Source organism: Mesorhizobium sp. WSM3868, from assembly GCF_002294785.1.
Lineage (GTDB): Bacteria > Pseudomonadota > Alphaproteobacteria > Rhizobiales > Rhizobiaceae > Mesorhizobium.
In genome coordinates, this window is the sequence record NZ_NSGB01000009.1 from 143,582 (window position 1) to 169,004 (window position 25,423).

Consider the following 25,423-nt stretch of genomic DNA (forward strand, 5'->3'; position numbering starts at 1 on the left):
AGCACTCGCTTTGCGTCATCGCCAGCGTCGCTTTTGAAGGCGCGCGCGTCGTCCCATAACAAGCGGCACAAGGGCGCATGCGGCAATGCTCCCAACATCGAGGAGTGAGAATTCATGGCCGATCTGATCGTCGTCTATTGGCGCGATATCCCTGCGCAGGTCATCGTCAAGAAAGGCCGGCAGAACGCCAAGCGCGAGCTGCCGCTGCGCTTCACCGAGGCGATCGACATGTGCGCCATGCGCACCGGCGCCGGCGGCACCGACGATTACCTCGCCGAATGGCGTAAGGCCGATCCGGTTCCGGTCGGCGACGACATCGAAGCCGAGGTTGAGAAGGCCTACCAGGAACTCGATACGAAATATGACCGCGAGCGGCTGGTCGCTCTGGTCAAGGCTGGCGGGAAAGAAAATGTCTGAGAAGCAGCCGGCGGTCACCCAGGCCACCCTGGTCAAGAAGGCGGCGCCGAAGTCCGACTACAAGCCCGCGGACGTGTCGCCGCAACGCCGCGTCCAGCGCACTTTTGCCGTGAGGTTGTGGTCCATCCGCCATTCGCGACTGCTCGAATGGTTCTATGGCAGGTTCGCCGATGTCTTCCTGCTCTTGCATCCTTTGTGGAAGGGCATCGGCTACGGCCGCGTCGAAGCGCCTGTGAAATTCGTCGAAAAACGCGTCAAGGGCTTCATGTTCGACTGCCGCATGTGCGGCCAGTGCGTGCTCTCCTCCACCGGCATGTCGTGTCCGATGAACTGCCCGAAGCAGCTGCGCAACGGCCCGTGCGGCGGCGTGCGCGCCAACGGCAATTGCGAGGTCGAGCCGGACATGCCCTGTGTCTGGGTCAAGGCCTGGGAAGGCTCCCGCAACATGAAGCATGGCGACAAGATCCTCACCGTGCAGAAGCCGGTCGATCAGTCGCTGCGCGAAACCTCGGCCTGGCTCAGGGTGACCGCGCAGGCGGCCGCGGCGCGTGAAGCCGCCCAGAATCCGCAGAACCCCGGAGCTTCAGCATGAGCATCCGCCACCAGCGCGACGAGAACCCGGCCGGCGTTCACCTGCCGCTCGATCCCCTGCCCGGCCATTCGTCGCGCGGTCGGTTGGAGCGCGTGCTGCGCCGCGGCGAGTTCGCGGTGACGACCGAGCTCAACCCGCCCGACAGCGCCGACCCTGAAGACGTCTACAACCGCGCCAAGATCTTCGACGGTTGGGTCGACGCCATCAACGCGGTCGACGCCTCCGGCGCCAACTGCCACATGTCGTCGGTCGGCATCTGCGCGCTTTTGACCCGCATGGGCTACGCCCCGATCATGCAGATCGCCTGCCGCGACAAGAACCGCATCGCCATTCAGGGCGACGTGCTGGGCGGGGCGGCAATGGGCGTCGCCAACATGCTCTGCCTCACCGGCGACGGCGTGCAGGCCGGCGATCAGCCGGGCGCCAAGCCGGTCTTCGACCTCGATTCCATGTCGCTGCTCGAAACCATCCGCATCATGCGCGACAACGGCAAGTTCCTGTCCGGCCGCAAGCTGACGACGCCGCCGCAGATCTTCCTCGGTGCTGCCGTAAACCCCTTCGCGCCGCCTTACGATTTCCGTCCCATCCATCTCGGCAAGAAGATCGCCGCCGGCGCGCAATTCGTGCAGACGCAATACTGCTTCGATGTGCCGATGTTCCGAACCTTCATGCAAAAGGCGCGCGACCTCGGCCACACCGAAAAAGTGTTCATCCTGTGCGGCGTCGGGCCGCTCGCCTCTGCCAAGACCGCCAAATGGATCCGCTCCAACGTGCCGGGCATCCATATCCCCGATGCGGTGATCAAGCGGCTCGAAGGCGCGCAGGACCAGAAGAAGGAAGGCAAGCAGCTCTGCATCGACATCATCAACGAGGTGAAGGAAATTCCGGGCGTCGCCGGCGTCCATGTGATGGCCTACCGCCAGGAAGAGTATGTCGCCGAGATCGTCGATGAATCCGGCGTGCTGAAAGGCCGCCAACCCTGGAAGCGGGAGATCCGCCGCGACGATCAGATCGTCGCCGAGCGGCTCGACCACATACTGCACGACGAGATTACCGAAACCCAGGTCGACATGGTGAAGACCGCGCATTGATGTATGTCGCCCAAAATTGGGAACCGGTTTTGGGCGACATACATGAACTTAAAGTCCAAGGCGCGGCCGGCACCCGTCCGCTTGATCAAGACCAGATAACGATATAAAGAACTCTTTATATCCCGACGGAGAGATTGCATGACCCGCACCATCGTCGCCTCGGCGACCCGAGAAATCGTCATCGGCTTCGATCAGCCCTTCTGCGTGATCGGCGAGCGCATCAACCCGACCGGCCGCAAGAAGCTGGCCGCCGAGATGGTGGCCGGCAACTTCGAGACCGTCATCAAGGATGCGCTGGAACAGGCCGCCTGCGGCGCCACCATGCTCGACGTCAATGCCGGCGTCACCGCCGTCGACCCCAATGCGACCGAGCCGGCGCTTTTGGTGCAGACGCTGGAGATCGTGCAGAACTTGGTCGATCTGCCGCTGTCTATCGACTCTTCGGTGACCGCCGCGATCGAGGCGGCGCTGAAGGTCGCCAAGGGGCGCCCGCTGGTCAACTCCGTCACCGGCGAGGAAGAGAAGCTCGAAGCCATCCTGCCGCTGGTCAAGAAATACAACGTTCCGGTCGTCGCCATCTCCAATGACGAGACCGGCATCTCGATGGATCCGGACGTCCGCTTCGCGGTCGCCAAGAAGATCGTCGAGCGCTGCGCCGATCACGGCATTCCCGCGCATGACGTCGTCGTCGATCCGCTGGTGATGCCGATCGGCGCGCTGGGCGATGCCGGCCGCCAGGTGTTCGCACTGCTGCGCCGGCTGCGCGAGGAACTCAAGGTCAACACCACTTGCGGCCTTTCCAACATCTCGTTCGGCTTGCCGCATCGCCACGGCATCAACGCCGCCTTCATCCCGATGGTGATCGGCGCCGGCATGACGAGCGCCATCATGAACCCGGTCCGCCCGCAGGAGATGGAGGCCGTGCGCGGCGCCAACGTGCTCAACGGCACCGACGAGAACTGCACCAACTGGATCCGCACCTACAAGGACTACAAGCCGGCCGAAGGCGGCCATGCGGTCGCGGCTCCGGTCGCGGTCACCGCCCCCGGCGATGGCGCCGCCGCTGCCGGCGGGCGTCGCCGCGGCGGTCGTGAAGCCCGCATGGCCAGGGGGTAAGCGCGCAATCGTGAGCCGCATTGCAAACAGCCCTGATCCGGTCGCATCGTCGATGCGGTCGGAGAAGTCTGCTTTGCGGTCAGGCGACGCCCAATATGGCGTCGAACAACGCCATTCCAGCCCAGGATCCGAAGATGCCTGTGCCGCCGCCGACGATGACATCATCGTCGTAGGCGGGCCAGAATGCGTGGAGCAGGAGCGCTCCGACGATCGCGCCGAGAATTCCGGAGGCCAGATATTGCGGATTGCGCAGCCATGGGCCTTTGAGCACGCGCACCATGGTGAAAGCGGTGAAGATGGCGGGCAGCAGAATATCCGACATGTTTGGCCCCTGGACCAACGTACACTCCACCCAACAGTAAAACGATCCGTTAAACGGTATCGGCAATTGCCATCGAGACGCGTGCCAGCATGAATCCCCCGCCCAACATCACCGATCCGCTTGTGCTGTTCATGCCGTCAGGCAAGCGCGGGCGGTTTCCCGTTGGCACGCCGGTGCTGGACGCCGCGCGCCAGCTCGGCGTCTATGTCGAGAGCGTGTGCGGCGGCCGCGCCACTTGCGGGCGCTGCCAGATCGAGGTGCAGGAAGGCAATTTCGCCAAGCACAAGATCGTCTCTGCCAACGACCACATCTCGCCCAAGGGCGCCAAGGAAGAGCGCTACGAGCGCGTGCGCGGCCTGCCCGAGCGCCGCCGCCTCTCCTGCTCAGCGCAGATACTCGGCGACCTCGTCATTGACGTGCCGCAGGACACGGTCATCAACGCCCAGACCATCCGCAAGGCAGCCGACACCAGGGTGATCGCTCGCGATACGGCAATCCGCATGTGCTATGTCGAGATTGAAGAGCCCGACATGCACAAGCCGCTCGGCGACCTCGACCGACTCAAGATCGCCTTGATGAAGGACTGGGGGTTCAAGAATGTCGAGTTCGACTTCTATCTCATGCCGCAGGTGCAGGGCATTCTGCGCAAGGGCAATTGGACCGCCACCGCCGCCATCCACAAGGATGCGGACAGCGACATCGCGCGCGTCATCGCGCTGTGGCCGGGCCTGAAGAACGAGGCCTACGGGCTCGCCTGCGACATCGGCTCGACGACCATTGCCATGCATCTCGTGTCGCTGCTGTCGGGCCGCGTCGCCGCCTCTTCCGGCACCTCCAATCCGCAGATCCGCTTCGGCGAGGATCTGATGAGCCGCGTCTCCTATGTGATGATGAACCCGGACGGCCGCGAGGGCATGACGGTCGCCGTGCGCGAGGCCGTTTCCGGCCTGGTCGACAAGGTCTGTGCGGAAGGCAATGTCCAGCGCAACGACATCCTCGACGCGGTGTTCGTCGGCAATCCGATCATGCATCATCTGTTTCTCGGCATCGATCCGACCGAACTCGGCGGCGCGCCGTTCGCGCTCGCCGTTTCCGGCGCCGTGCGCATCAAGGCCTCCGATCTCGGCTTGAAACTGAACCAGGGCGCTCGCCTTTATATGCTCCCTTGTATCGCCGGCCATGTCGGCGCCGACGCAGCCGCGGTCACGCTCTCCGAGGGTCCGCACCGCCAGGACGAGATGATGCTGATCGTCGACGTCGGCACCAATGCCGAGATCGTGCTCGGCAACAGCACGCGCGTCGTTGCGGCCTCCTCTCCCACCGGCCCGGCCTTCGAGGGCGCCGAGATTTCCGGCGGCCAGCGCGCGGCGCCCGGCGCCATCGAGCGCGTGCGCATCGATCCCGACACGCTTGAGCCGCGCTACCGGGTCATCGGTTCGGAACTCTGGTCGGATCAGCCGGGCTTTGCCGAAAGCGTGCAGACGACCGGCGTCACTGGCATTTGCGGCTCCGGCATCATCGAAGTGGTGGCCGAGATGTATCTCGCCGGTATAATCTCCGAGGACGGCGTCGTCGACGGATCGCTTGGCGCGCGCTCGCCGCGCATCGTCGCCAACGGCCGCACCTTCTCCTATGTGCTGAAGGACGGCGAGCCGAAGATCACCATCACCCAGAACGACGTGCGCGCCATCCAGCTCGCCAAGGCGGCGCTCTACGCCGGCACCAAGCTGTTGATGGAAAAGCAGCACGCCGACCATGTCGACCGCATCCATTTCGCCGGTGCCTTCGGTTCTTTCATCGACCCGAAATACGCCATGGTGCTGGGGCTCATTCCCGATTGCGATCTCGACAAGGTCTCGGCCGTCGGCAACGCCGCCGGCGCCGGCGCGCGCATGGCGCTCCTCAATCGCGGCTACCGCCGTGAGATCGAGGAGACGGTGAGCAGGATCGAAAAGATCGAAACCGCGCTGGAACCAAAATTCCAGGAGCACTTCGTCTACGCCATGGCCCTGCCGAACAAGGTCGACCCTTTCCCGAAGCTCGCGGCCGCAGTGAAGCTGCCGCCGCGCAAGACGGTCGGCGAGGACGGCACCGCAGGCGACGCCACCCCGCGCCGGCGCTCGCGCGAGGAACGGGCGGCGCGGCGTGGGCGCGAATAGGGTCCCCTTCGCCCGACGCCTCTCTTTAGTTCGTATGCATGCAAATGTTTCCGGATCCATCGATCCGGAAACCGGAACGCTGTTTTCGTGAAATCCGCCGGAAACATGCCGGGCGCATTTAGCCCGCCATCGAAGGGCTGGCGCGAAATGTCTTCGAGCCGGCGCGACCTTCCGGAGGAACTCACTATGTCGATGTTCGATAACCTCGGCCGCTTCGGCGTGACCATCAGGCAGGCTCATGCCCGGAGCAAGGCGATCCGCGCGCTCAACGACCTGCCCGTGCATGTGCAGAAGGATATCGGCTGGCCGGCTTCGCCGCCGAGCGACCCGCAGGCAGCCCTGCACGCGCTGCTCCTGGGAACCGCCCGCTGATGACCTTCGCCGACAAATGTAAGCTGCTCGGCAAGCGCCGAGGCCGGCAAGCGGCCTCGGCGATCGGCGACAACAAGTTGCGCGCCGCGCTGCTGCCAGGGCGCCGTTGACGCGACCGGCGTCGCATCACGCCGATGTGCCCGCTGCGAACCTTGACATTTTCAACCTAACTACAATCTTCGCATAGCAGGGGGAATTTCTCTTAGTCGGCTCGACCGATCCGTGTTCCGTATGCCCAGTTTGAAAAGCCACGTCGTTTCGTTCATTCTCAGGCACAGCCGCAAGAAGGCCTTTTCCAGTCCCGAGAATCTGCAGCGCTGGATCGCCTACGCCCGCAAGACCGAAGACTATCATCCGCCGGCTCTTCTGAAGGCGCGGCTGGATATCGCCGAGACCAGCGTCGATGGTTTCCCCGTCTATGAGATCGCACCGAAATCGGGCGAGCGCCGGCGTATCCTCTATTTGCATGGCGGCGCCTTCGTCTTTCAGATCACGTCCTATCACTGGGTGCTGATTGCCGAGATGGCGGAGCGGCTGGGCTTCGGCATCACCGTGCCGATCTATCCGATCGCGCCGGAGCACAATTTCCATGACATGTTCGGCATGGTCGGCGACGTCTACCGGCGCATGCTGCAAGAGACCAATGCCGAGAACATCGTCTTCATGGGCGATTCCGCCGGCGGCAACATGGCAGTCGTGCTCACCATGATGGCCGCCGAGGAAGGCCTGCCCTCGCCGGCGCGCCACGTGCTGATCTCGCCCGGCCTCGATATGTCCCTGTCCAATCCGGAAGTGTTCGAAGCCGAACGCAACGACCCCTGGCTGGGCATCCCCGGCGGGCTCGAGGCGATCCGGCTCTACAGCGCCGGCATCGACCGCTCCGACTGGCACATCAGCCCGCTCTACGGCGATCTCTCGGTGCTGCCGAAGACGCTGCTGCTCACCGGCTCGCGCGACCTGCTCAGCCCCGACAATCTGATCTTCGCCGAACGGGCGCGCGCCGCAGGCGTCGAGGTCGATGTCGTATACGAGGAAGGCATGTTCCACGTCTGGCCGCTGATCGATATGCCGGAAGCGCGGCGCGCACGTGACAGCATCGTCGACTTCCTCACAGCCGAGATCGTACCGCAGCGAGCCCATGCATCGCGCCGAACCACTTATGCGGCGCGACCTGCGCCGGCGGCCGAATAGCTCAGAACTTGCCGGTTTCCCGGAACAGTTCGAAGGTCGCGCGGATGTGGTCGGCAACCGCCTTCACCGGCGCACTGGCATCGGGTGCCACCACCATGGCGAGATTGTAGGTGCCGATATCGGGCATGCCGTCCTTCGCGCCCAGCGAAACCATCTCGTCGCCGAGGAAGGACTTCGGCAGCGGCGCGACGGCAAGGTCAGCCATGATGGCGGCGCGCTGGCCGGCGGTATGAGCGCTCATATAGGCGATGCGGTAGTTGCGACCTTCCCGGCCGAGCGCTTCCAGGGCGCCGGCCCGCCAGGCGCAGCCTTCTTCCCAAAGCGAAACCGGCAGCGGTTCGCGCAGATGCGCGCAGCCGCCCTTGGCGCCGGCCCAGACGATCGGCTCGGTTAGCAGCACCTCGGCGCCGACCGCGCTGGTCTTGTAGGAATTGGTGAGCAACGTGATGTCGAGCGCACGGTCGTCCATGCGGCGGCGCAGATTGACGCTCTGGTCGATGGTGACGTCGACGGCGATCGACGGATGCGATTGCGCGAAGCGCTTCAACACGTGAGGCAGCACGCGCTCGCCATAGTCGTCCGGAGAGCCAAGCCTGACCACACCGACAATGTCGGGAATGATGAACTTCGACACCACTTCGCGGTTGATCGACAAAAGCCGCCGGGCATAGCCGAGAAGCATCTCGCCGTCCGTGGTCAGCGTCACCGAGCGCGCGTCGCGCGCGAAGACGGAACGGCCGAGAATGTCTTCGAGCTTCTTGATCTGCATGGAGACCGCCGAGGGGGTGCGGAAGACCGCATTCGCGGCGGTGGTGAAGCTGCCGGTCTCGGCGATCGCCACGAAGGTGCGCAGCACGTCGAGATCGAGCAGCGGCAAAGGATGGTTGAGTGGGGCGTTCATCGGAGCTTGCTTTCAATTTTTCTGATGCAAATGATCATTCCATTTCGTTTGATTGAACATCACTTCGAGCGCATAGTCAACTCGATCGATGCAGGATGCTGCCAAAAGCAGCCATCGAACGACCATGATACAGGCCTGCACTCGACATGAAATGAAGCTGAAACAGACCTGACGTAACCCATTGCCGGGCGCCTCCCTGCCCGAATCGAGGAGAAAGAAAATGTCTATCTTGTCGTCTATTGGTCGGCTCGCGACCGAATTCAGCGCCGCCCGCGCTCGCTACCAGACCGAACGCGCAATCCATGCGCTGCCGATCGAACTGCAGAAGGATATCGGCTGGCCGGAAGCCGCCGATGCCAAGACTGGATTGCGCTACGGCGTGGGAACCTGGGCCGGAGCCAAGTAAATAAGTGTGCATCACGTGCTAAGGGCTTGCCGCGTGTCAGACCGGCAGGCCCTTTTGTTTGTACTCAAATGACTTTTCCAGCCATGCGGCCGTCGCATGACGCATATGAAGCACTCGCATAGCGACGTCCGTTTCGAATTAAAGCGCTGTAACTAATAGTAAATTTCGAGCGCAGAGCTCAAAAATGTCGCATGGGATGTCGCTTTTCATAACAAGCGCTTCGTTTTTGCGATTTAGTTTTGGCTTGGAGCAGGCCTATATCACCGCCAGCAAAAACGAGCTGCCCCACTCCATTAAGCGAAGGCGACCCGTCTGAGCAACCAAATGGAGATGATGATGAAGCTCTTTGCCCGCCTGTTCCCCCGTCGCGAAATGAACCTGACGACCGCTCTTGAGCGTCAGCGTCTTGCCAAGACCATGCCCGGCCAGACCGGCGCCATGGCTGCCGCTCGCCTCGGCTTCGTTGCCTGAGACAGCAGTTTCGAACGGCACCTGGTTGCCGTCGCGCTGAATGAAATTCAACGTCGCCCGGCTCCGCCGTGGCGGCGTTTTTCTTCTGACGGCGCATTCGTTGGAACCTGAAGTAGCAGCCTTCGGTCTCGCGCCATCGACGATTGCCCGTTTGCGACCCGTGTCGCAAATTTAATCGTCGCTTAGCCGTCTAGCCGATTGACAGGAATGATTTTTCCTGATGTCGCTATGCTATTAGCGACATTCTGTTCGCGTCATGGCCGCGTGAGGTTTCCCGTGAATGCCGTCAAGCACCCGATCAAGAGATCGTTTGTGTTCTTCCTCATCCCCGACTTTACTATGATCGCCTTCGCAACGGCGCTCGACCCGCTCCGCTCGGCCAACCGGATGCTCGGCTACGAGGCTTATAGCTGGCGCCTGGCCAGTATCGACGGCAAGCCCGTGCGCGCCTCGAACGGCGTCGAATGCGCCGTCAACACCTCGCTCGAGGAAGAGCGCAGGAAGATGGCCGGGCCGGACCGCCCGAACATGGCGATCGTCTGCAGCGGCATGAATGTCGAGCGCTATCATAACAAGTCGGCCTTCGCCTGGCTGCGCGAGGAATACAACCGCGGCGTCGCCGTGGGCGGCCTGTGCACCGGCGCGCACATCCTGGCGGCCGCGGGCCTGCTCTCCAACAAGCGCTGCGCCATCCATTGGGAAAACCTGCCGGGCTTCTCGGAGGCCTTTCCCAAGGCCAACGTCTTCGCCGACCTCTTCGAGATCGACCAGAATGTCTACACCTGCGCAGGCGGCACCGCGGCGCTCGACATGATGCTGAAGCTGATCGGCGACGACTTCGACGAAAGCCTCGTCAACCGCGTCTGCGAGCAGGTGCTGACCGACCGCGTGCGCAGCCCGACGGATCGCCAGCGCCTGCCGCTGCGCGCCCGTCTCGGTGTGCAGAATTCCAAGGTGCTGACCATCATTGAATTGATGGAGGCGAACCTCTCCGAGCCGCTGTCGCTGATCGAGATCGCCGACCATGTCGATCTATCGCGCCGGCAGATCGAGCGCCTCTTCCGCACCGAGATGGGCCGCTCGCCTGCCCGCTACTATCTCGAGATCCGGCTCGACCGCGCCAGGCATTTGCTCATCCAGTCGTCGCTGCCCGTGGTGGAAGTGGCTGTCGCCTGCGGTTTCGTCTCGGCCTCGCACTTCTCCAAATGCTACCGCGAGCTCTATGCCCGCTCGCCGCAGCAGGAGCGCGTCGACCGCAAGCAGTTGCTGGCCGCCTAAGCGACAAGGCTACGAAAACCTACGGCGGCTGTGCGGTCCGTATCGCCTCAATGCGGATGTCTTCGGTCAACTGCGCCTTCAGCGCCGAGAATTCCGGGCTGTTTTTGAGCGTTGCGTTATGACCGCTGGCAGGTTCGACCAGCTCAATATCGGTCGCAATAGCACTCCGCGGACGAGATGCGGTCGTTCCAGCCGGAACCTCCGAAATCGCGGACCCTGCGGTTGAGCTCGATCGAGCGGCCGCGCCTTCCTGCATTCTCATAGGCGACGAGCGTACAGCCCCGCCGCACCAGCACCGAGGAAACGCGGTCGTTCCAGAAGCCGCCCCGGAAATTGACGGCGTCGTCAGGACCCATTGCAAGCGAGCGTCCGCGGAAGTTCGCATTCTCGAACAGCACGCAGGCGGCCTCGCCGTAAAATTGGGCGCTGGCGCTTACGGCAGATATTGTCGACGCAAGTGCCGCCAGGATGACCAAACGTTTCATGTAATATTTCCTCATTTCATCGCGTTGCGCGATGGCGCCGGCCCGATCACATTTTGCCATTGTGCCACACGAGGAAGCAAGTCCGAACCCCGCTCCGGCGGAGCTTGCCGACCGTCACCGGCTATCCATCATCCAGCCGCGGTTGCGCCACATCTTCTCACCGGCCAGGCAATCGGCGGCCGGCCTGTCGTCGGCAAGCACGACCGGCGGGTGAGCCGCCTCTTCTGCCGCCCATTGCCGCGAAGCCGGGCCGGCGAGCTCGAGCACCAGCTTGCGGCGGATCGCTTCCGGGAATTGCGTCCAGTCGTTGACCGGGATCATGAAGGCGCCCGGCCCGCCGATCACGCAGTCGCTGTAGTAGCGGTCGAGATTGGCGACGTCGAAGGCGCCGCCGTACCCGCCCCTTGTCATCAGCGGCAGTCCGTTGATGGTGATGCCCTGCCTCACCACCTCGTCGCGCGTGATGTCGACCGGCGCGCCCTGGTTGTTGGGTCCGTCGCCCGAAACGTCGATGACGCGCTTGGTCCCCTGAAAGCCGCTTTCGGCGAAAAGGTCGCTGCCGAAGGCCAGTGCGCCGGAGATCGAAGTACGTCGCGCGCTGTCCGGCGGACGCGCGTTCATCTGCGCAACCACCCGTTCGGCGTCGGCGCGATTGGCAATCGCTGTCCACGGTACGACGACCCGCTGCCATCTGGTGCCGGCCCACTCGACATAGGTGACCGCGATCTTGCCGTGGACGCCGTCGGCGATGGCCTTGAGCACGTTGTCATCCGTCAGTGCCGCCGCATAGCCACGGCGCTGGATCTCGAGTTCGGCCGGCGACATGGAGAGCGAAACATCGACTGCGAGCACCAGCTCGACATCGACCGGCTCTATCGCACTCGATCGCGTGGGCGGGCCGAGGAGCAGCGCCAGCGCGGCGGCGCCGGAAAGCCAATGCCTTGTTCGGCCCAAAGCGGACATGACGCAACGGTAAGCGATAATCGCGCATGAACAAAGCAAAAAGGCCCGGCGTCGACCGGGCCTTCCACCAATCCGGACGAACGCGCGCTCGCTTAGCTGCGCGGCTTGAGATTCTCCGGGTCGTAAAGCGGCTTGTAGCCGACGCCGGCCACCTCGACCGGATAGGTCTCGCCGAAATACTCCACCTGCAGCTTGCGACCTTCCTGGCAGTAGGCCCAGGGCAGATAGGCGAGCGCGATGTTCTTGCCGATGGTCGGGCCGTAGGCGACCGACGTGGTGAAGGAGCGCCGGCCGAGCTCGTCGACCAGCGTCTCGCCGGTCGCGGGATCCTGCACCGGCATGATGCCGACCGGATAGCGCGCGACGCCCTTGGAATCGGTGTTCTCGGTCATCACCAGCGTGCAGAGCATAGCCGGCTGATGCTCGCGGGCGCGATATTCCAGGTGCTTGGCCTTGCCGCAGAAGTCGTTCTCCTTGACCTTCGGGCGGGCAAGATCTGCCTCGAGCAGATTGTATTCGGTCAAGAGGTCGGCGTTCTGCAGCCGCAGGCTCTTCTCCATGCGGCGCGTGTTGGCGTAGGTCTCGACGCCGAACGGCATGACACCGGTCGAGCGCAGCGCGTCCCAGACGGCGAGCCCGTCCTCGTAGCGCATATGCAGTTCCCAGCCCTGCTCGCCGACATAGGAGATGCGGAAGGCCGTGACGTCCTTTCCGCCGATCCTGATCGGCTTGATCGCCGCGAACGGGAAATTCTCCGGCGTCAGCCCGTTCGGGTCCTCGACCACCTTCTGCAGCGTCGTGCGCGCATTCGGTCCCCAGATGCCGATAGTGACGTATTTTTCGGTGACATCGGTGACAGTGACATCGAAACCTTTGTCCTGCGCGGTGCGCTGCATGTAGCGGAAGTCGCGCGGCCCGGCGTCGGCGCCGTCGATGACGCGGCAGCGATCGGCCATGCGGATCACGGTGAAGTCGGCGCGCACCATGCCCTCCTCGTCGAGGAAGTGGGTGTAGATGCCCTTGCCAATATTGTTGTCGCCGCCGATCTTGGCCGCGCACAGCCATTCCAACAGCGCGACATGGTCAGGGCCTTCGACGTCGTACATCGAGAAATGCGACAGGTTGACGATGCCGCAATCCTCGCTCATCGCCAGATGCTCGGCATTGGAGACGCGCCAGAAATGGCGGTTGTCCCACTCGTTCTCGCGCACCGGCACGCGGTTGGCGTATTTTTCCAGGAGATGCTCGTTGGCGGCATAGCCGTGGGCGCGCTCCCAGCCGCCCAGTTCCATGAAGTAGCCGCCGAGTTCCTTCTCGCGCTCCCAGAAGGGCGAACGGCGGATGTTGCGGCCCTTGGAGAACGGCTCGCGCGGATGCACCGCCGGATTGTAGACCTTCATCGCCGTCTCGGTGCAGCGATCCCAGATGAACTCTTCCTTCGTCTGGTGCGGGTAGAAGCGCGCATAGTCGATGGCATGATGGTCGATCGAGGTGCGGCCGTCGGTCATCCAGTCGGCGATCAGCTTGCCCATGCCCGGGCCGTCCTTGACCCAGATGGCGACGGCGTACCAGAGGCCCCTCACCTTCTGGCTTTCGCCCATGGACGGGCCGCCGTCCGTGGTGACCTGCAGCAGGCCGTTGAAGGAATGGCCTTCATTGTAACCGAGCTCGCCGAGAATCGGCGTCAGTTCCATGGCGCGCTCCAGCGGCGCCATGATCTGCTCCATGTCGAGGTCACGCTGCGAGGGCGAGAGCCGCGCCTGGTCTTTTTCCAGCAGGTCGCGCGGATGGCAAAGGCGCGGATTGGTCTCCTCGTAATAGCCCCATTCGATCTGCCCGCCCTCCGCGGTCTTGGGATCCCCGGTGTCGCGCATATAGGCCGAGTTGCCCTGGTCGCGCAGCAGCGGCCAGCCGATCTCCTTGCCGGTGCCGGCGAACTCGTTATACGGGCCGAAGAAGGTCAGCGGGTGGTCGATCGGCATGACCGGCAGGTCTTCGCCGACCAGTGCCGCGGTCAGCCGGCCCCAAATGCCGGTGCAGACGACCACATAATCGGCTTCGATCGTGCCGCGCTCGGTCGCGACGCCCTTGATGCGGCCGTTCTCGACGATCAGGTCCTTGGCCGAGGTGTTGGCGAAAGCCTGGAGTTTGCCGGAAGCGACACCCTGGTCGACGAGCTTGCCGGCCACCGTCTGCGAGCGCGGGATGACGAGACCGGCGTCGGGGTCCCACAACCCGCCCTGCACAAGATGCTCCTCGATCAGCGGGAACTTCTGCTTGATCTCGGCCGGCTCGATCAGGCGCGCGCGGGTGCCGAATGCCTTGGCGGAAGCAATCTTGCGCTTGATCTCGTCCATGCGGCCGTCGTCGCCCACGCGCGCGACTTCGAGGCCGCCGATGCGCGCGTAATGCCCCATCTTCTCGTAGAAATCGATGGAATAAAGCGTCGTCCAGCAGGAGAGAAAATCGTGGCTGGTCGTGTAGCAGAAATCCGAGGCATGCGCGGTCGAGCCGATATCGGTCGGGATGCCCGACTTGTCGATGCCCACGATGTCGTCCCAACCGCGCTCGATCAGGTGATGGGCGACCGACGCGCCGACAATACCGCCAAGACCGACGATGACGACCTTCGCCTTTTTCGGAAACTCTGCCATGCCCGCGACTCCAAAGTGCTAAAGCGGGCGCGCCGGCGCCCGTTCGAATTGCGCCACAATATGCAGAGGACGCGGATTGAGCTACCGCCTGTTTGCGACACGTCGCGGATGCCGCGCGACCCGGCGCGCCGGCCCGGCTCGGGATGCGATTTCGCTCGGCGAAAGCCCAGATGTTGTCGGCCTGGAGGCCGACCTGGTAGCCGGCGGTCTTAAAGCTTGACCACGACAGGGGACATTTCCGGCGTCATCGTTAAGGAGCGGCTACCGGAAACGACAAAGGCCGGACGAACGCCCGGCCTTGCCGATATATTCAAGGAGTTCTTACTTGATCCGCGCGACGCCGCCGGAGATCTCGACCGTTTCCGAACCGGTCAGCGCTTCGAGATCACCATTGGGCAGGGTGACGAAGCAGCCATTCGGGCAGAACTCCACCGTCTCGCCGGCGGCCAGCGCCAGCTCGGTCTTGCCGCCGCCTTCGGTCACGATCAACGTCCGCGTCTGGGCGTCCTTGTTGACCGCGCTGGCGGCAAAAGCCGAACCGCCCAGGGCCAGGAAAGCGATGGCGGCAACGACAGACTTCCACATTGCAATTCCGGTGTTTCCACACCGCCTCTGTTCAATTTCGCAAGGCATTCTCGCCCTTTGCGTGAGAGCTTATATGAGATGTAACGTGAACCGCAACTGAATGCCGCATTCATGCCACAATCGGCTTCGGCGGCCGCCAAAGCTAGTCGGGGTCGGGCTTGCGGCCTCTTCTCTTGGTTTTAGCCAGACGCGCCTGCTCGGCCGCGGCCTCCGCTTCCAGCCGCTCGCGTTCGGCGAATTCGGCCTCGATCTTGTCGTCGTCGATCGGCCATGGCTCATGCTTCTTGCTCTCGACCACGGCGCGGGGCGCCGACGGGATCTCGATGTGCTCGTCTTCGAAGATGTCGAAGATCGCGAATCGGATGTCGTTCTGGACGATGCTGCCGTTCAACACGTCGGCCACGAACACGCGGATCTCGAATTCCAGTGCAGCCGGGCCGAAATTGGCAAACAGCACAAAGGGCTCGGGGTTCTTGAGCACCATCGGATGGGCGCGGGCAATGCCGAGCAGGACGGCGTGGACGCGCTTGACGTCGCTGCCATAGGCGACGCCCACCTTGATGTCGACGCGGCCAAGCTTGTTGCGGTGCGTCCAGTTGCCGACCGCATTGTTGATGAGGTTCGAGTTCGGCAGGATCACCGACTGGCGCTGGAACGTCTCGATCTCGGTGGCGCGCACGCTTATCTTTCTGACCGTGCCGCTGATGTCGCCGGCGACGATCCAGTCCCCGACCTTGAACGGTCGCTCGGCAAGCAGGATCAGCCCGGAGACGAAGTTCGAGACGACGTTCTGCAAGCCGAAGCCGATACCCAGCGAAAGTGCGCCGGCGACCAGCGCCAGATTGGAAAGATCGATGCCCGCCGCCGATATGCCGACCAGCGCTGCAAGCGCGACGCCGGCATAGCCAACCGCCAGCCGGATCGAATTGCGCACGCCGGTGTCGACCTTGCCGCGCGCCATGACCGAGCCGTCGAGCCAGCCCTGGAACCAGCGCGTGAGAAAATAGCCGATGGCGAAGACGACGATGCCGGTGAGGATGCCGAGCACCGAGATGGTCACCGACCCGATGGTCACGCCCGTTGCAAGCTTAAAGGCCCAGGTTTCGATATCGCCGGGCTGGAAGCCCCACATCAAGAGGATCAGCGGCAGGAACACCAGCACGATCATCAGGTTGATGGCGATGCTGACCACCAGACCGAGCTGGTCGAGCGCGGTGTCCTCATAGCTGGAATTGGCTGACAGCCAGCGCCCGACCGAAGTGTCGGCGAAGCCGCCCTCCTCGCCGATCGCCCGCGCCGACAGAAAGCCGATATAGGCGGTGATCAGCGTGGTGCCGGTGACGACGACCTGAATAGAGACGAAAAGCGCAAGACCGATATAGCCGAGCAGTGCCGCGGCGATTGTGGAGACGCCGAGCCCGATGGCAATGAAGCGAAGCCAGGCCGGCCACGGGCGCCACGAGCCGTCCTTCGCCCTGAAAGGCTTCAGCACTCCCATCAGGATCAGGATGACGCCCACGATGACGGTGGCAACGAAGCTCCTGGCGATCGTCAGCGAAAGCGGCGAGCCCATCTTCTCGTTGACGACGGACAGGAAGTAGTTGAAGCCGAGGACCACGGCCATGGCGGTGGCCAGCCGCACCAGCCAACGCGCCGGTCCGTTTGCGACTGGAATAAGCCGCCAGTTCGGCAGCCGCGGCTCAAGGGCGGCATTGGTCAGCCGGTTGACGCAGAACGCCACCGCGACGACCGAGAGCAGCGCGTTGAGGAATTCGCCGATGTCGCCGCGCAGGACGTTGTAATAGTTGAAGAAGAACACGGTCGAGGCGAGGAACGCGCCGAGCGCCACGGTCGGCAGCAGCGTCGACCAGAACGCCACCGAAAGCCGGCTCAGGTACGACGGCTCTTCCACCGAAGCATCGGCCTCGAAGATGCGGCCGAAGAGACGCCTGCCGCCGATCAGCAGCACGGCCGCCAGCGCCAGCGCCATCAGCGTCGCCGCAAGCATCGCCTGGAACTTGAACTTCAATGCGAAGGTGAGCCAGGACGCCACCGCCTTATAGAGGCCGGTGAACTGGTCGTGCGCGTCGGAAAAGGCCTGCGGGCTCAGCGCATCGCTCAATTCGTAGCGTTTCGTCAGAACGCTGCGGAAAAGCTGACTGCGTAGCGTGGCGATCCTGTCGACCAGCCCGCTGATGCGGATGGACAGGTTCTGCGCGCCGGCGACCACGGCGTTGATCTCGGCCTTCTCGGCCGTAAGCGCCGCGCGCTCGTTGGCGACGATCGCCGGCTCCGGCGGCTGCCCCTGGGCCGGCGGCGGCCCCAATACCTGGATGCGCGCATTGATGTCGTTGAGGCGTGATCGGAACGCGAGCGCGCTGTTCAGCGCCGCCCGTGAAATATCCTCGAGCTGCAAGCGGATATCGACAAGGCCGGCGTCGTCCTGGTCTGGGGCGCTTAACTTCTTCTCCAGTCCGTCGGTCTTGGCCGTCAGATCCTGGATGGCCTTGGTCTGGTCGGCGATGAGCTGCGTGGAGCCCTGGCCGATCGCCTGCGCCATCGCGCCGGGCGAGGGCTGCGCCGCGACGGCGACAATGGCGATCAGGATCAGGCGGAGCAGTCGGAAAATCATGACGTGACGGGCGACTCACGGCCGAAAAATCTTCGAAAATCCTGCCCTTGATAAAGACCGGCCTATCAGGCGGCAAGACGTCTCCATCCGCGGGCCTCGGCGCGGATCGAAGTCGGCCTGTCGAAAAGCGATGGCGCAATCTTGGCTTTGCGCTTCTCGCCTGCTCTATAATCTGCCGGCTCGCACCAAAAGGACGACAGGAAGAATGGCGGAATACTCAGCCTTTTCGCTGCTCAAGAACGCGCTCAACGGCAACCAGGACTGGAAACCGGCCTGGCGCAAGCCGGACCCCAAGGCGTCCTATGATGTGATCGTCATCGGCGGCGGCGGCCATGGGCTCTCGACCGCCTATTACCTCGCCAAGGAGCACGGCATCACCAATGTCGCTGTGCTGGAAAAAGGCTGGCTGGGCTCGGGCAATGTCGGCCGCAACACCACGGCAGTGCGCTCCAACTATCTTTTGCCGCAGAACACCCGCTTCTACGAGCATTCGATGAAGCTGTGGGAGAACCTGTCGCATGACCTCAACTACAACGTCATGTTTTCGCAGCGGGGCTGCCTGAACCTCGCGCACACACCGGCTCAGCTCGACGACTATGCAAGGCGCGGCAATGCCATGCGCCATCTCGGCGTCGACGCCGAGCTGATGAGCGTCAATGAGATCAAGCGGCTTGTTCCGGCCCTGGACGTTTCGGGCTCGGCGCGATTTCCAATCCTTGGCGGGCTGATGCAGCCGCGTGCCGGAACCGCGCGCCACGACGCCGTCGCCTGGGGCTATGCGCGCGGCGCCGACCGGCGCGGCGTCGACATCATCGAGAATTGCGAGGTCACCGGCTTCCTGCGCGACGGCGACCGCATCACCGGTGTGACGACGACGCGCGGCGATATCCGCGCCAAGAAGGTGGCGCTTGCGGTGGCCGGCAGCACCGGCCAAGTCATGCAGCTTGCCGGCATTTCGCATATGCCGATCGAAAGCCACGTTCTGCAGGCCTTCGTCTCGGAATCGCTGAAGCCGATCATCGGCACCGTTCTCACCTTCGGCATGGGCCACTTCTACATCTCGCAATCCGACAAGGGCGGCCTCGTCTATGGCGGGGACCTCGACGGCTACAACAGCTATGCCCAGCGCGGCAGCCTGCCCGTCGTCGACGAGGTGATGAGCGAGATGCTGGCACTGTTCCCGGGCCTGGCGCGGGTGCGCATGCTGCGCTCCTGGGGCGGGCTTTGTGACATGACGATGGACGGTTCGCCGATCATCACCACCGGCCCGCTGCCCGGCATGTATCTCAATTGCGGCTGGTGTTATGGCGGCTTCAAGGCGACACCAGCCTCAGGCTGGTGCTTTGCCTGGACCATCGCCAAGGACGAGCCGCACGAGTTCAACGCGCCCTTCACGCTCGACCGTTTCTATCGGGGCCTCATCATCGACGACAAAGGCCAGGGCGCGACGCCGCGGCTGCATTAGGTTTCGAATCATATGCTGATCACTTGTCCCTATTGCGGCCCGCGCGATGTCATTGAGTTCACCTACCAGGGCGACGGCAACCGCGAGCGGCCGCAGCCGGCCTCGCAGGATCTCGACGCCTGGAATGCCTATGTCTACGACCGGCTGAACCCGGCCGGCGACCACAATGAGATCTGGCAGCATTCCGGCGGCTGCCGCGCGCATCTGCGGGTGGTGCGAAACACCTTAACCCATGAAATCTTGAGCACTGCCTTTGCCCGTGGCGGACACAAGTCCGCGGGCCACAAAGCGGGAGGCCACCAGTGAGCCCTCGCCGCACAGAAACCGGCGGCCGCATCGACCGGCTGCGCACCATCCGCTTCACCTTCGACGGCGCGCGCTATACCGGACACGCCGGCGACACGCTGGCTTCGGCGCTGCTCGCCAATGGCGTGACGCTGTTCGGCCGTTCGTTCAAATACCATCGCCCGCGCGGCCTGCTCGCCGCCGGCGTCGAGGAACCGAACGCTCTGGTGACGGTGCTGCGCGGCGAGGTGCGCGAGCCCAACATTCCCGCCACCATGGTCGAGATCTATGACGGGCTCGTCGCGGTCAGCCAGAACCGCTCCCCCTCGCTCGCCTGGGATATCGGCGCGCTCAACCAGCTCGGCGGCAAGCTCCTGTCGGCCGGCTTCTATTACAAGACCTTCATGGGACCGGTGATCGGCCCGTTGAAAGGCACGCGCTTCTGGATGTTCTGCGAGCATTTCATCCGCCGCGCCGCCGGCCTCGGCAGAGCCGGCACCGCGCCCGATACCTCGCGCTACGAGCGCATGAACGCCTTCTGCGACGTGCTGGTCGTCGGTTCCGGCCCGGCCGGGCTGATGGCGGCGAAGGCCGCGGCCGACCAAGGCGCCCGCGTGATCCTGGCCGAGCTCGAAGCAAAGTTCGGCGGCTCCGCCAACTGGTCGGGCGAAACCATCGACGGGGCGTCGGCAGCCGACTGGGCGGCGCGCATCGTCGGCCAGCTCGAAGGCAATGACAATGTCCGCCTTCTGCCGCGCACGACGGTGTGGGGCTATTACGACGGCAACACGCTGGCCGCGCTCGAACGGGTGACGGACCACAAGGAAGTTCCGGCCAAGGGCGAGCCGCGCCAGCGCTACTGGGCGATCCGCGCCAAAACGGTGGTTCTCGCCACCGGCTCCTTCGAGCGTCCGCTGGTATTCCCCGGCAACGATCGTCCGGGCGTCATGCTGGCGCATGCGGCCGAACGTTACGCCAATGAATATGGCGTGCTGCCCGGCGAACGCATCGCACTGTTCACCAACAATGACAGCGCCTATCGCTCCGCCGTTGCACTGAAGAAGGCCGGGGCCGCCGTCGTCGCCATCGTCGATGTCCGCAGCGACGTGTCGAACGAGATGAGCAGGCTGGCGAGCCAGGCCGAAGCAGAGCTGCTTGCCGGCCATGCCGTGGTTGCAACCGAAGGCGGCAAGGCGCAGACCGGTCTCAACGTCCGGCGCTTCGAATTGATGAGCGGCGCGCTGAGCGGCGACGAGCGCAGCATCCATGCGGACTGCCTGTTGATGTCGGGTGGCTGGTCGCCGACGATCCATCTCGCCAGCCAGGCTGGAGCCAGGGCCATATGGAACCCTGCCAGGCAGGCCTTCCTGCCCCCGCAGCCGACGCAGCGCTGGATCGGCGCCGGCGCCTTCACCGGCAGTTTCTCGACCGCGGAAGCCATTGCCGAAGGCCGCGCGGCTGGCATTCAGGCCGCCGGCGGAAGCGCGTCCTCCGCTCCGCTACCCGTCGTGGAGGCCGTCCCCGGCGAACCGGATCCGGCACCCGTCTTCGAGATCAAGGCCAAGGGCAAAAGCTTCGTCGATTTCCAGCACGACGTGACCGCCGAGGATGTGCGGCTCGCGCACCGCGAGGGCTTCGTCTCGGTCGAGCATCTGAAGCGCTACACCACGCTCGGCATGGCGACCGACCAGGGCAAAAACTCGAACGTGCCTGGCCTCGCCATCATGGCCGAGGCGCTGGGCAAGCCGATCCCCGAAGTCGGTACGACGCGGTTCCGGCCGCCCTACACGGCCGTGTCGATCGGCTCGCTGGCGGCCGAGCGTTTCGGCGACCTGAAGCCCGAGCGGCTCACGCCGATGCATGACTGGCACATCGACAACGGCGCAACCGTGTATGCGGCCGGTCTCTGGTACCGCCCGATGATCTACGGCCTCGCCGGCGAGACGGTCGAGCAGGCCTATGTCCGCGAGGCCGCGGCAACGCGTGAGAGCGCCGGCATCGTCGATGTCTCGACGCTTGGGAAGATCGCCGTTCAGGGCCCGGATGCGGCGGAATTCCTCGACCGCGTTTACACGAACATGTTTTCCACCCTCACGGTCGGCAAGGCCCGCTACGGCCTGATGCTGCGCGAGGATGGGCTTGCCTTCGACGACGGCACCACATGGCGGCTTGGCGAACAGGATTTCCTGATGACCACCACCACCGCCAATGCCGGCAAGGTGATGCAGCATCTGGAATATTTCCTCGACGTGATCTGGCCGGAACTGAAGGTCACCGTCACCTCCGTCACCGACGAGTGGGCGGGGGCCGCGATCGGGGGACCGAAAGCCAGGGCGATCCTTGCTGCCTGCGTGAAGGGCACGGCCGTCGACAACGCCGCGCTTCCGTTCATGGGCATTGTGCACGGTGAGATCGCCGGCGTGCCGGTGATGATTTGCCGCCTCTCCTTCTCCGGCGAGATGGCCTTCGAGGTCTATTCCGGCGCCGGCTATGGAATGCGCGTTTGGGAGGCTCTCATCGAGGCCGGCAAGCCTTTCGGCCTGGTCGCCTACGGGCTCGAGGCGCTTGGCACCATGCGCATCGAGAAGGGCCACGTCACCGGCGCGGAGATCGACGGCCGCACCACGGCGCGCGACCTGCATCTCGACTGGATGCTGTCGAAGAAGAAGCCCTTCATCGGTTCCGCCATGATGGACCGCGAAGGGCTGATCGCTCCGGACCGGCTGGAACTGGTCGGCTTGATCGCTCTCGACAACCGCGCGCTCAACGGTGGCGGACATATCGTCGAGGAACTGGACGCAGAGAACCCGCACGATTCGATCGGCCATATCACCGCCTGCTGCTATTCGCCGGCGCTCGGCAAATACATAGCGCTTGCGCTGGTCAAAGGCGGCAAGGGGCGCCACGGCACGCGCGCCTTCGTCTCCGATCCGCTGCGCAACCGGTTCGGGCCGGTCGAGATCGTCTCCAACCATTTCTACGATCCGGACGGGAGCCGCATGCATGGTTGAACGACAACTTCCCGAGCGGCAATTGCCTGAGCGCCTGTCGCCGCTTGAACCGGTCTATCATCCAGGCTCGCACGGCAATTTCGAGCATGGCGTTGACGTTATCCTGTCCGAAACGCGGCCGGGCTCGATCCTGCAGCTCGCAGCATGGCCGGGCGAGGAGAAGCGGCTGATGTCCGGCATATACAAGGTGACAGGCCTTGCCCTGCCGGATGGAGCCGGCGGCGGCGTCGTCAACGGCGCGAAAGCCGCGTTCGGATTCGCGCCGGGCAAATTCACGGTGGTTGACGAGGCCGAGGGCTTGGCTTCCGCGTTCACGGGCCTCATCACGCCCTCCATCGGCACGATTACCGATCTCTCGCATGGCCGTACCGCGATTCGCATTTCTGGGCCCAAAGCGGAGTGGGTGATGGCGAAATTCTTCGCTATCGACTTCGCCTTGCCGGCCTTCCCGCTCGGAGCCGGCCGCTCGACCAACCACCACGATATCTTTGCACAGATCCAGCGCACCGGTGGCGACCAATTCGACATCTATGTGTTCCGCTCCTTCGCGCGCTCCTTTTGGAAGGCCTTGTGCCACGCGAGCGAGGAAGTCGGCTACGAGGTGCACTGAGCGCAATTGCAGGAAACTGCGTGGCGGTTTTCCCTGCCGACTTGCCTCTGAGCAGGCCGCACTCGGGGATTGGTTCAGCCGGCGCGTGGCACTATCGACGGCCACAACTGCCGCTTGAGCCTTGGGCCAGCGAAGACGATAGATAAGGAAACGCGGGCTCTCGGAGCCTCAGGCAACCGGTTCGACAACATCCTTCCATGACCGCAGAGACTACGGCGACAGCCACGACCCGCTTTGCTCCGGCGGGCGACCCGTCGCTGCTGTTGCCGGCGACCGTCGCCTGCGGCGTGTTCATGACCAGCCTCGACCAGAATGTCATTGTGACCGCGCTGCCCGGCATCGGCGAAAGCCTGAGCCGCCCGCCGAGCCAGCTCGGGCTTTTGATCACCGTCTATGTCGCGAGCCTCATCGTCACGATGCCTCTCGGCGGCTGGCTGGCCGACCGCTTCGGCCTGCGCAACGTCTATTGCTTTGCGCTGCTGGTCTTCGCCAGCGCCTCGGCCCTCTGCGGCCTGTCGGAAAACATCTGGATGCTGGTCGGCTCTCGCGCGCTGCAGGGCTTCGGCGGTGCGCTGATGGGCACCCTCGGGCAGGTCGTGATCCTGTCGAGCTTTCCGCGCGACCGCACGCTCAGGATCAACATGTATATTTCGCTCGCCGGCCAGTCCGGCCCGCTGGTCGGGCCCCTCGTCGGTGGCGCGCTGACCACTTACGTCTCGTGGCGCTGGATCTTCTACATCAACATACCGATCGCGCTGACGGCCGCGTTGCTCGCGGCCTCGCTGTTCCCCACGACCACCAAGCCGGTCCGCACGCCCTTCGATTTTCCCGGCTTCCTGCTAGTCGGCGGCGGCATGGCGCTGCTCGTCTTCGGCATGGATTCGCTTGCCGCGAAGGACGCCGCCGCCAGCATTATCGGCGTCGAGCTTGGCCTGGCAATCGCCATCCTCACCGTCGCCGCCTTCTATTGTCTGCGGGCCCGAAACCCTTTGCTCGACCTCAATCTGCTGCGTATCCGCACCTTCCGCATCAGCTTTCTGACCGGCGGCGGGCTCGACACGATAGGGCTAAGCTCCGTTGTCTTCCTGCTGCCGCTGATGTTCCAGCTCGGCTTCGGCATGAGCGCGGTGCAGGCCGGATCGCTGACCTTCGTCGCGGCGATCGGCTCGCTGCTGATGCGCTTCTTCATGCCGCGCATCTTGAACCGCTTCGGCTTCAAGCGGGTTCTGATCGTCAACACGCCGATCGCCGCCCTGCTGGTCGCCGGTTTTGCCTTGATGCAGGAAAGCACGCCTACCTGGATCGTGCTTGCCTACATCTTCGCCTTCGGCCTTTTCCGTTCGGTGCAGTGGGCCTCGACCGGCAACCTCGCCTACTCGGACATCGCGCCCGAGCAGCTCTCGCGCTTCAGCGCCCTGTACTACATCCTTTGGCAGCTGGCGGTGGCGATCAGCGTCGGTCTGGCCGCTGCGATGCTCTCGCTGCTCGCCGGCGGCGGCCAGGCGAGCGTCAACGACTACCGGCTCCTGTTCGTTGTCGAAGGCTTGATCACGCTTTGCGCGCTGCTCGCCTATTTCAGGCTCACGCCGCAGGACGGTGCCCATGTCAGCGGCCATGGCGGGCATATCAGCACGGATTAGCCTATCGGGCTGCGATCCGCGCCGGAGAGCTACTTCGCGAACGTCACCCAGTCTTCGAGCGGCGCGCGGTCGGTACGGAATTCGTTCTCGGGCTTGGACGTGTCCTCATAGCCAAGCGCCATACCGCAGACCACGATCTCCTCGTCTGGTATGTCGAGCACCGGGCGGATCTGCCGGTGATAGGGCGCGAAAGCCGCCTGCGGGCAGGTATGCAGGCCCCTGCCCCGTGCCGCGACCATGATGTTCTGCAGAAACATGCCGTAGTCGATCCACGAGCCCTTGTTCAGCCGCCGGTCGACCGTGAAGATCAGGCCGACGGGCGCGTCGAAGAAGACGAAGTTGCGGTCGTGCTGCGCCCGCATCCTGTCGACTTCGCGCCGGCCGATGCCGATCGCGCCGTAGAGGCCGAAACCGTTGGCGCGACGCCGGCTGAGATAGGGCTCGAAGAACTGGTCGGGATAGTAACGGTACTCGTCCCATTCGGCCTTTTCGGCGCGGATGCCCGAATTGAGGATGGCGTCGCTGATGCGCCGCTTCACCTCGCCCTTGGTCACATAGACACGCCAGGGCTGCATGTTGGTGCCCGAGGGTGCCCTTGCCGCGACCGTCAGGATGGCGCGGATTGTGCTGTCGTCGACCATGTCGGGCAAAAACGCGCGTACCGACCGGCGCGACATGATCGCCTCGTCGACGATCGCTGCGTCGAGCGCGCTCCGGTTATTCTTCTCCAGCATGGGCCGTCCCTTCACGCATGGCTGGACCCGGCAACCCGATTCC

At 64.0% G+C, this 25,423-nt stretch carries 23 protein-coding genes; 14 read left to right on the forward strand and 9 right to left on the reverse strand.

From position 1 onward, the window contains the following. Positions 1–114 precede the first annotated feature (114 nt). The 4 genes from CK221_RS16635 (at position 115) to CK221_RS16650 (ending at position 3,216) form a co-directional block, all read left to right on the forward strand. Positions 115–417: a virulence factor gene (locus CK221_RS16635; protein ID WP_066999671.1), complete on the forward strand. Its 303-nt coding sequence runs from the start codon at positions 115–117 to the stop codon at positions 415–417. After that, positions 410–1,009: a methylenetetrahydrofolate reductase C-terminal domain-containing protein gene (locus CK221_RS16640; RefSeq protein WP_066999668.1), complete on the forward strand. Its 600-nt coding sequence runs from the start codon at positions 410–412 to the stop codon at positions 1,007–1,009. The genes CK221_RS16635 and CK221_RS16640 overlap by 8 nt, the downstream gene beginning before the upstream one ends. Further along, the gene (locus CK221_RS16645) at positions 1,006–2,100 is read left to right on the forward strand and encodes a methylenetetrahydrofolate reductase (RefSeq protein WP_066999665.1); all 1,095 of its coding nucleotides are present in this window, start codon (positions 1,006–1,008) and stop codon (positions 2,098–2,100) included. Before CK221_RS16640 ends, CK221_RS16645 begins: the two co-directional genes overlap by 4 nt. Before the next feature lie 138 nt (positions 2,101–2,238). Next, positions 2,239–3,216, forward strand: a complete 978-nt coding sequence (locus CK221_RS16650; protein ID WP_095778498.1) for a methyltetrahydrofolate cobalamin methyltransferase — start codon at positions 2,239–2,241, stop codon at positions 3,214–3,216. A gap of 79 nt (positions 3,217–3,295) precedes the next feature. Here CK221_RS16650 and CK221_RS16655 read toward each other — a convergent pair whose 3' ends face one another. Next, positions 3,296–3,538, reverse strand: coding sequence for a hypothetical protein (locus CK221_RS16655; protein WP_245299687.1), 243 nt, complete (start codon positions 3,536–3,538; stop codon positions 3,296–3,298). 89 nt (positions 3,539–3,627) lie between these two features. On the opposite strand from CK221_RS16655, the gene CK221_RS16660 reads away from it, so the two are divergent. From CK221_RS16660 to CK221_RS16670, 3 genes are all read left to right on the forward strand, one after another. Beyond that, positions 3,628–5,697 (forward strand): ASKHA domain-containing protein, encoded by a 2,070-nt coding sequence (locus CK221_RS16660; RefSeq protein ID WP_095778499.1) that lies wholly within the window; start codon positions 3,628–3,630, stop codon positions 5,695–5,697. Between the two features lie 186 nt (positions 5,698–5,883). Continuing rightward, complete coding sequence (locus CK221_RS16665) at positions 5,884–6,069, forward strand: hypothetical protein (protein WP_067329623.1); 186 nt, start codon at positions 5,884–5,886, stop codon at positions 6,067–6,069. Between the two features lie 231 nt (positions 6,070–6,300). Further along, on the forward strand, positions 6,301–7,260 hold the full coding sequence (locus CK221_RS16670) for an alpha/beta hydrolase (protein WP_066999648.1): 960 nt from the start codon (positions 6,301–6,303) through the stop codon (positions 7,258–7,260). Between the two features lies 1 nt (position 7,261). On the opposite strand, the gene CK221_RS16675 is transcribed toward CK221_RS16670, so the two are convergent. Continuing rightward, positions 7,262–8,161 (reverse strand): LysR substrate-binding domain-containing protein, encoded by a 900-nt coding sequence (locus tag CK221_RS16675; RefSeq protein WP_066999645.1) that lies wholly within the window; start codon positions 8,159–8,161, stop codon positions 7,262–7,264. Between the two features lie 220 nt (positions 8,162–8,381). On the opposite strand from CK221_RS16675, the gene CK221_RS16680 reads away from it, so the two are divergent. Then, a complete protein-coding gene (locus tag CK221_RS16680; RefSeq protein ID WP_066999640.1) occupies positions 8,382–8,567 on the forward strand; it encodes a hypothetical protein in 186 nt (61 codons plus the stop codon). Positions 8,568–8,822: 255 nt separating this feature from the next. Here CK221_RS16680 and CK221_RS30295 read toward each other — a convergent pair whose 3' ends face one another. Continuing rightward, positions 8,823–9,089: a hypothetical protein gene (locus tag CK221_RS30295; RefSeq protein WP_170950188.1), complete on the reverse strand. Its 267-nt coding sequence runs from the start codon at positions 9,087–9,089 to the stop codon at positions 8,823–8,825. A gap of 288 nt (positions 9,090–9,377) precedes the next feature. Here CK221_RS30295 and CK221_RS16690 point away from each other — a divergent pair, with 288 nt between their 5' ends. Next, positions 9,378–10,316 (forward strand): GlxA family transcriptional regulator, encoded by a 939-nt coding sequence (locus tag CK221_RS16690; RefSeq protein ID WP_348626470.1) that lies wholly within the window; start codon positions 9,378–9,380, stop codon positions 10,314–10,316. 143 nt (positions 10,317–10,459) lie between these two features. Here CK221_RS16690 and CK221_RS16695 read toward each other — a convergent pair whose 3' ends face one another. From CK221_RS16695 to CK221_RS16715, 5 genes are all read right to left on the reverse strand, one after another. Continuing rightward, positions 10,460–10,801, reverse strand: coding sequence for a peptidase inhibitor family I36 protein (locus tag CK221_RS16695; RefSeq protein ID WP_095778554.1), 342 nt, complete (start codon positions 10,799–10,801; stop codon positions 10,460–10,462). Positions 10,802–10,915: 114 nt separating this feature from the next. After that, the gene (locus CK221_RS16700) at positions 10,916–11,764 is read right to left on the reverse strand and encodes a DUF1194 domain-containing protein (protein WP_067329284.1); all 849 of its coding nucleotides are present in this window, start codon (positions 11,762–11,764) and stop codon (positions 10,916–10,918) included. Between the two features lie 92 nt (positions 11,765–11,856). Further along, complete coding sequence (locus CK221_RS16705; RefSeq protein ID WP_095778500.1) at positions 11,857–14,418, reverse strand: FAD-dependent oxidoreductase; 2,562 nt, start codon at positions 14,416–14,418, stop codon at positions 11,857–11,859. A 321-nt stretch (positions 14,419–14,739) separates the two neighbouring features. Next, positions 14,740–15,003, reverse strand: coding sequence for a hypothetical protein (locus CK221_RS16710; RefSeq protein WP_059187066.1), 264 nt, complete (start codon positions 15,001–15,003; stop codon positions 14,740–14,742). A 142-nt stretch (positions 15,004–15,145) separates the two neighbouring features. Further along, positions 15,146–17,635: a mechanosensitive ion channel family protein gene (locus tag CK221_RS16715; protein ID WP_095778502.1), complete on the reverse strand. Its 2,490-nt coding sequence runs from the start codon at positions 17,633–17,635 to the stop codon at positions 15,146–15,148. A gap of 205 nt (positions 17,636–17,840) precedes the next feature. Here CK221_RS16715 and CK221_RS16720 point away from each other — a divergent pair, with 205 nt between their 5' ends. From CK221_RS16720 to CK221_RS16740, 5 genes are all read left to right on the forward strand, one after another. Then, complete coding sequence (locus CK221_RS16720) at positions 17,841–19,100, forward strand: sarcosine oxidase subunit beta (protein ID WP_066999623.1); 1,260 nt, start codon at positions 17,841–17,843, stop codon at positions 19,098–19,100. 12 nt (positions 19,101–19,112) lie between these two features. Then, positions 19,113–19,406 carry a sarcosine oxidase subunit delta gene (locus CK221_RS16725; RefSeq protein WP_067329272.1) on the forward strand — a complete coding sequence of 98 codons (294 nt, stop codon included), beginning with the start codon at positions 19,113–19,115 and terminating at the stop codon, positions 19,404–19,406. Then, positions 19,403–22,396, forward strand: a complete 2,994-nt coding sequence (locus tag CK221_RS16730; protein ID WP_095778503.1) for a sarcosine oxidase subunit alpha — start codon at positions 19,403–19,405, stop codon at positions 22,394–22,396. The genes CK221_RS16725 and CK221_RS16730 overlap by 4 nt, the downstream gene beginning before the upstream one ends. 22 nt (positions 22,397–22,418) lie before the next feature. Next, on the forward strand, positions 22,419–23,006 hold the full coding sequence (locus CK221_RS16735) for a sarcosine oxidase subunit gamma (RefSeq protein ID WP_095778555.1): 588 nt from the start codon (positions 22,419–22,421) through the stop codon (positions 23,004–23,006). A 197-nt stretch (positions 23,007–23,203) separates the two neighbouring features. After that, positions 23,204–24,646, forward strand: a complete 1,443-nt coding sequence (locus tag CK221_RS16740) for an MFS transporter (protein ID WP_095778504.1) — start codon at positions 23,204–23,206, stop codon at positions 24,644–24,646. A gap of 29 nt (positions 24,647–24,675) precedes the next feature. Here CK221_RS16740 and CK221_RS16745 read toward each other — a convergent pair whose 3' ends face one another. Next, positions 24,676–25,380, reverse strand: coding sequence for a nitroreductase (locus CK221_RS16745; protein ID WP_066999610.1), 705 nt, complete (start codon positions 25,378–25,380; stop codon positions 24,676–24,678). Positions 25,381–25,423 lie beyond the last annotated feature (43 nt).

Coding starts and splice junctions, on each gene's coding strand:
- CK221_RS16635 (WP_066999671.1), top strand. CDS start 115: ATGGCCGATCTGATCGTCGTCTATTGGCGCGATATCCCTGCGCAGGTC.
- CK221_RS16640 (WP_066999668.1), top strand. CDS start 410: ATGTCTGAGAAGCAGCCGGCGGTCACCCAGGCCACCCTGGTCAAGAAG.
- CK221_RS16645 (WP_066999665.1), top strand. CDS start 1,006: ATGAGCATCCGCCACCAGCGCGACGAGAACCCGGCCGGCGTTCACCTG.
- CK221_RS16650 (WP_095778498.1), top strand. CDS start 2,239: ATGACCCGCACCATCGTCGCCTCGGCGACCCGAGAAATCGTCATCGGC.
- CK221_RS16655 (WP_245299687.1), bottom strand. CDS start 3,538: ATGTCGGATATTCTGCTGCCCGCCATCTTCACCGCTTTCACCATGGTG.
- CK221_RS16660 (WP_095778499.1), top strand. CDS start 3,628: ATGAATCCCCCGCCCAACATCACCGATCCGCTTGTGCTGTTCATGCCG.
- CK221_RS16665 (WP_067329623.1), top strand. CDS start 5,884: ATGTCGATGTTCGATAACCTCGGCCGCTTCGGCGTGACCATCAGGCAG.
- CK221_RS16670 (WP_066999648.1), top strand. CDS start 6,301: ATGCCCAGTTTGAAAAGCCACGTCGTTTCGTTCATTCTCAGGCACAGC.
- CK221_RS16675 (WP_066999645.1), bottom strand. CDS start 8,161: ATGAACGCCCCACTCAACCATCCTTTGCCGCTGCTCGATCTCGACGTG.
- CK221_RS16680 (WP_066999640.1), top strand. CDS start 8,382: ATGTCTATCTTGTCGTCTATTGGTCGGCTCGCGACCGAATTCAGCGCC.
- CK221_RS16690 (WP_348626470.1), top strand. CDS start 9,378: ATGATCGCCTTCGCAACGGCGCTCGACCCGCTCCGCTCGGCCAACCGG.
- CK221_RS16695 (WP_095778554.1), bottom strand. CDS start 10,801: ATGAAACGTTTGGTCATCCTGGCGGCACTTGCGTCGACAATATCTGCC.
- CK221_RS16700 (WP_067329284.1), bottom strand. CDS start 11,764: ATGTCCGCTTTGGGCCGAACAAGGCATTGGCTTTCCGGCGCCGCCGCG.
- CK221_RS16705 (WP_095778500.1), bottom strand. CDS start 14,418: ATGGCAGAGTTTCCGAAAAAGGCGAAGGTCGTCATCGTCGGTCTTGGC.
- CK221_RS16710 (WP_059187066.1), bottom strand. CDS start 15,003: ATGTGGAAGTCTGTCGTTGCCGCCATCGCTTTCCTGGCCCTGGGCGGT.
- CK221_RS16715 (WP_095778502.1), bottom strand. CDS start 17,635: ATGATTTTCCGACTGCTCCGCCTGATCCTGATCGCCATTGTCGCCGTC.
- CK221_RS16720 (WP_066999623.1), top strand. CDS start 17,841: ATGGCGGAATACTCAGCCTTTTCGCTGCTCAAGAACGCGCTCAACGGC.
- CK221_RS16725 (WP_067329272.1), top strand. CDS start 19,113: ATGCTGATCACTTGTCCCTATTGCGGCCCGCGCGATGTCATTGAGTTC.
- CK221_RS16740 (WP_095778504.1), top strand. CDS start 23,204: ATGACCGCAGAGACTACGGCGACAGCCACGACCCGCTTTGCTCCGGCG.
- CK221_RS16745 (WP_066999610.1), bottom strand. CDS start 25,380: ATGCTGGAGAAGAATAACCGGAGCGCGCTCGACGCAGCGATCGTCGAC.